The sequence below is a fragment of the Microbacterium sp. genome, assembly GCF_030149085.1.
Lineage (GTDB): Bacteria > Actinomycetota > Actinomycetes > Actinomycetales > Microbacteriaceae > Microbacterium.
This window is the reverse complement of record NZ_JASBSF010000360.1, coordinates 1-4,626: the sequence shown is the minus strand read 5'-3', so window position 1 is coordinate 4,626 and position 4,626 is coordinate 1. Positions and strand designations below refer to the sequence as shown.

Annotated in this window: 5 protein-coding genes and 1 tRNA gene; 5 read left to right on the top strand and 1 reads right to left on the bottom strand. The window is 66.9% G+C overall.

Features of this window, described 5'->3' with window-relative positions:
* From Q1V87_RS14640 to Q1V87_RS14620, 5 genes are all read left to right on the top strand, one after another.
* The coding region (locus Q1V87_RS14640; RefSeq protein ID WP_300594444.1) for a fumarylacetoacetate hydrolase family protein at positions 1 to 607 on the top strand (607 nt) is incomplete at its 5' end.
* Complete coding sequence (locus Q1V87_RS14635) at positions 604 to 1,857, top strand: MFS transporter (protein ID WP_300594441.1); 1,254 nt, start codon at positions 604 to 606, stop codon at positions 1,855 to 1,857. The genes Q1V87_RS14640 and Q1V87_RS14635, both read left to right, overlap by 4 nt.
* Before the next feature lie 53 nt (positions 1,858 to 1,910).
* A complete protein-coding gene (gltX, locus tag Q1V87_RS14630) occupies positions 1,911 to 3,431 on the top strand; it encodes a glutamate--tRNA ligase (RefSeq protein WP_300594438.1) in 1,521 nt (506 codons plus the stop codon).
* Positions 3,432 to 3,515: 84 nt separating this feature from the next.
* A tRNA-Gln gene (locus Q1V87_RS14625) sits at positions 3,516 to 3,590 on the top strand.
* Positions 3,591 to 3,652: 62 nt separating this feature from the next.
* Entirely contained in the window at positions 3,653 to 4,252 is a 600-nt protein-coding gene (locus tag Q1V87_RS14620) for a TetR family transcriptional regulator (protein WP_292712242.1), read from the top strand.
* Here Q1V87_RS14620 and Q1V87_RS14615 read toward each other — a convergent pair.
* Positions 4,244 to 4,626 (bottom strand): family 1 glycosylhydrolase (locus Q1V87_RS14615; protein WP_300594435.1); only part of this gene is annotated, 383 nt, incomplete at its 5' end. The two genes, Q1V87_RS14620 and Q1V87_RS14615, sit on opposite strands and share 9 nt — an antisense overlap.

The window sequence follows — 4,626 nt, the reverse complement described above, 5'->3', positions numbered from 1 at the left end:
CGTGTGCGTCGGTAAGAACTACCTCGATCACGCTGCGGAGATGGGAAGCGACGCCCCGGGCGAGCCGTTGCTGTTCCTGAAGCCCAACACGGCGGTCATCGGGCCTGACGAGCCGATCGTGCGTCCGTGGCAGTCGGAGCGCACCGACTACGAGGGCGAACTCGCGGTTGTCATCGGCCGCATCGCGAAGAATGTGACGGCGGATGCTGCGCTGGACTACGTCTTCGGCTACACGATCGGCAATGACGTGACGGCGCGGGATCTTCAGCGCTCGGACGGTCAGTGGTCGCGCGCAAAGGGGTTCGACACGTTCTGCCCGCTCGGCCCCGTCATCGAGACGGAGTTCGACCTTGCGGGCGACGCGAAGCTGACAACGCGCGTCAACGGCGAGGTCCGTCAGCGCGGGGCGATCAGCGACATGATCCATTCGGTGCCAGCGATCATCGAGTACGTGTCGGCGGCGTTCACGCTGCTGCCGGGCGATGTGATCCTCACCGGAACTCCGGCGGGCGTTGGCCCCTTCGTGGCTGGGGATGTCGTCGAGGTCGAGATCGACGGGCTCGGCATCCTGCGCAACACTGCGCGGGATGCGGAGCCGCGTCAGTGACACTCTCTGAGGACTGGGTCGACGACCGCCACGAGGCGAGCGAACTTGCCGGCATCCAGCGACGCGCCGTCTGGGTGCTTTCGGCCGGTCAGGTGCTCGGTGGGCTCGGATTCGGCGCGACAGTCTCGCTCGGCGCTGTGCTTGCTGCAGACATTGCCGGTGACGAGTCTCTCTCGGGGCTGGCTGCGGCGGGTGTGACCCTCGGTACCGCCGCGCTGGCAGTGCCGCTGGCTGCGCTCGCGCGGCGGCGCGGCCGACGAGTCTCGCTGGCGTCCGGAATGGCCATCGCGCTCGTGGGCGTTTCGCTGGTCGTGGTCGCGGCGGCGCTACGGTCTTTTCCGCTGCTTCTCCTGGCGTTCGGGCTCGTCGGCGCCGGGCAGACCGCAAACCTCCAGTCGCGCTTTGCTGCGGCCGATCTCGCCACGGATGCCACGCGTGGCCGCGACCTCTCGATCGTCGTCTGGGCGACGACGATTGGCGCCGTGCTCGGACCGAATCTCGTGCAGCCGGGGCAGGCGATCGGCGATGCCCTGGGGATGCCGCCCCTGACGGGCCCGTACGTCTTCACGATCGCGGCACAGGCGCTGAGCATCGTCGTGTACCTGTTCGCGCTGCGACCGGATCCGCTCCTGGTGGCCCAGACCGTCGCCCAGCGGCGGCGGGACCGGGTCGTGGCTCAGATCGTCAAGCCCGATCGCCCGGTGCCTGCTCGCTACGCGATCTTCGCGAACGCCGCCGCGCACGGCGTCATGGTATCGATCATGGCGATGACACCCGTGCACATGCTGCACCACGGGGCGAGCCTGACCATCATCGGTCTGACGATCAGTCTGCACATCGCCGGGATGTACGCGCTTTCGCCGGTGTTCGGCATCCTGGCAGACCGCGTGGGCCGCATCCCCACGATCATGATCGGTCAGGCGCTGCTCGCGGCATCCCTCGTCACGGTCTTCTTCGGTGCCGAGTCCAACACTGCGGTCACGGTGGCGCTCATTCTGCTGGGCCTGGGGTGGAGCGCTGCCACCGTTGCCGGATCAGCGCTGCTGACCGAGTCGTCATCCGAAGAGCGCCGCACGACACGGCAGGGGCGCAACGACCTCTCGATGAGTCTCGTGGGCGCCGTCGGTGCGATCACGTCGGGGATCGTCCTCGGGTGGATCGGATTCACGGGGCTCGCGCTGGTTGTCGGTGTCGCGGTGATCGCAACGGTGCTTCTCGCGCCGTACGGCCGCATCCGCCAGGTGGCGTAGTCGTACTAAAGGCGCGGGGCACGGCATCCGTGCCGCAACTAGACTTGATGTTTATGCCCGGAACGCCGCATCCAGCCACCACGACCGCTACCGGATCCGACGTTCGGGTCCGCTTCTGCCCGTCACCGACGGGTCTGCCCCACGTGGGACTGATGCGCACGGTGCTGTTCAACTGGGCCTATGCGCGGCACAACGGGGGCAAGCTCGTCTTCCGCATCGAAGACACGGATGCCGCCCGGGACTCCGAGGAAAGCTACCACCAGCTGCTCGACGCGCTGCGCTGGCTCAAGATTGACTGGGACGAGGGGGTCGAGGTCGGAGGTCCCCACGTGCCCTACCGGCAGTCGCAGCGCCACGAGATCTACCGCGGCGTGCTCGACAAGCTCATCGACGCCGGCGTTGTCTACGAGAGCTTTTCCACTGCCGAAGAGATCGACGCCCGCAATGAGGCTGCGGGGCGCGCGAAACAGCTCGGCTACGACAACTTCGACCGCGACCTCACCGACGAGCAGAAGGCCGCGTTCCGTGCCGAGGGGCGCGAGCCCGCGTGGCGCTTGCGGGTACCCGACCACGACCTCACCTACGTCGATCTGATCCGCGGCGAGGTCACCTTCCCGGCGGGTTCTTTCCCCGACTTCGTCGTCGTGCGTGCCGGCGGAGTGCCGCTGTACACGTTCGTCAACCCGGTGGATGACGCACTCATGGGCATCACTCACGTCATCCGTGGTGAGGATCTCATGCCGTCCACGGCGCGCCAGCTTGCGCTCTACGACGCGCTCGTCACAGCCGGTGTCACCGACTTCGTGCCGCGTTTCGGTCACATGCCGCTGGTGCTCGGGGAGGAGGGCAACAAGAAGCTCTCCAAGCGCGACCCGAAGGCTGACCTGTTCTTGCAGCGCGAGAAGGGCTTCATTCCCGAAGGGCTTCTGAACTATCTCGCCCTGCTGGGCTGGTCGATCGCTCCCGACCGCGATGTGTTCTCACTCGACGAGCTCGTCGCCGCGTTCGACATCGCCGACGTGAACCCGAACCCGGCCCGCTTCGATCAGAAGAAGGCGGAGTCGATCAATGGTGACCACATCCGGATGCTGGGTGCCGAGGATTTCGCGTCCCGGCTCGTTCCGTACCTGATCGCGGCCGGGGTCGTGTCGGATCCGGCCACGGACGCGCAGGCTCAGATGCTCGCGGCATCCGCCCCGCTTGTGCAGGAGCGCATGCAGCTGCTCGGCGACGCCCCGGGGCTTCTCGGGTTTCTCTTCACGGATGCCGTCACCTACGAGCAAGACGCCCTCACGTCTCTGCCCGCGAACGCAGGTGAGGTACTGGTCGCCGGTGTTGGCGCGATCGAGCTGATTCCGGAGGCGGAGTTCACCGCTGCCGCGATTCAGGAGGCTCTCGCTGCGGCGCTCATCGAGGGGCTCGGTCTCAAGCCCCGCGTCGCATACGGACCGCTGCGGGTCGCGCTCAGCGGTCGCCGCGTCTCGCCGCCGCTGTTCGAATCCATGGAGCTGCTGGGCAAGGATGCGTCGGTTCGCCGCTTTGGAGCGCTGGTCGATCACCTCGCCGCAAACTGAGACGCGCCGCTGTCGGGTCTGGTTTGGCGGGGCGTTTCGCGTCGTCTAGACTTGACCCTTGGCGCCCGTTCCGGCGGGAACCCTTGGGGTATGGTGTAATTGGCAACACGGCTGATTCTGGTTCAGTTGTTCTTGGTTCGAGTCCAGGTACCCCAGCCAACAGAAACCCGCGGAGTTCCGCGGGTTTCGGCGTCTACGGGAATGTGGCGGGGAGGGCAACGATGGTCCGTCGGATCCCGCTCGAGCAGCGTCGCGAGGAGCTCGTGGCAGCCGCGATCCGCGTGATCTCTCGTGACGGCGTCGGGAAGGCGACCACGCGACGAATCGTTGCTGAGGCAGAGATGCCGCTGGGCGCATTCCATTACGCCTTCGCGTCGCAGGATGAGCTCATGCGCGCCGTCGTTGACACCGTCACCGAGCAGGAGCGCTTCGCTGCCCAAGCGGGGTCATGGGACGCCCGTTCATTGGAGAGCGCCCTCCGCAGCGGCTTCGAGACCTACATCGGTCTCCTGGAGGCAAATCCCGAGCGTGAGCTCGTGCTCATGGAGCTCGCGTTGTTCTCCCGACGTCATTCCGCGGACGGGATGCGCGACCAGTGGTCAACGTACTTCGAATCTGCCGCCGAGATGCTCTCGTACGCGGCCGAGCTCACGGGGTCCGAGTGGACCTCGCCTCTGGACGAGCTTGCCCGCCTGCTCGTCGCGCTGCTCGACGGGATCACGCTGGCATGGCTGGCTGACCGCGACAGCGCCGCCGCGCGCCGCACTGCCGAGTTCGCGGCGTCAGGACTCGCCGCGCACGCGCGATCGATCTCAGACTGACCGCGCTGGGTTCTGGGCCTCGATGAGATCCCGGTACCAGTAGTACGAGTCTTTCGGAGTGCGCGCGAGCGTGTCGAGATCCACATGGACGAGCCCGAACCGCTCGCTGAAGCCGGCAGCCCACTCGAAGTTGTCGAGGATCGACCAGACGTAATAGCCCACGACGTTCGCGCCAGCGGCCATCTCGTCGGAGAGCGCCCGCAGATGCGCGTCCAGGAACCTAATGCGTCGCTCGTCGCGCACGCGCCCATCCGCACCCGGCCCATCCGAGAAGGACGCCCCGTTCTCGGTGATGATGATCGGGGGCAGCTCTGGGTAGCGCTCGCGCAGTTGCCGGAGGATGTCGCCCAGCCCAGACGGCACGATCGACCAGC